The organism is Pseudomonas sp. 2822-17 (assembly GCF_002742485.1).
Classification (GTDB): domain Bacteria; phylum Pseudomonadota; class Gammaproteobacteria; order Pseudomonadales; family Pseudomonadaceae; genus Aquipseudomonas; species Aquipseudomonas cyclaminis.
The window spans coordinates 1-279 of sequence record NZ_LJRZ01000696.1 but is presented as its reverse complement, the minus strand read 5'-3'; the positions used below and the strand labels follow the sequence as shown (position 1 = coordinate 279).

At 39.8% G+C, this 279-nt stretch carries 1 protein-coding gene; it reads right to left on the bottom strand.

Annotation, left to right across the window (positions count from 1 at the left end):
- Window positions 1-260 (bottom strand): glycosyltransferase (locus AOA60_RS23885; protein ID WP_158235061.1); only part of this gene is annotated, 260 nt, incomplete at its 3' end.
- Window positions 261-279 lie beyond the last annotated feature (19 nt).

Genomic DNA, 279 nt, shown 5'->3' with positions numbered 1-279 from the left:
CTAATAAACCTTTCCGCTTCAAAAACCATATCTTTTATTTTTGCTGGATGATTCCACGCCTCTTTTACTAGATCAATAAATTGAGTAGGATCCTCATAAACAAACCCAGTCTTTTCATGCGTTACAACACTACAATTCCCCGCATTTTTTCTTACGATAACAGGCACACCAAGACCCATGGCTTCACAAACAGCTGTAGATTGCCCCTCTTCATACGAAGAATTTATGACAAGATCTGCTTCTGCAAAAATGTTGCCCATTTCTTCGAACGCCATAGGC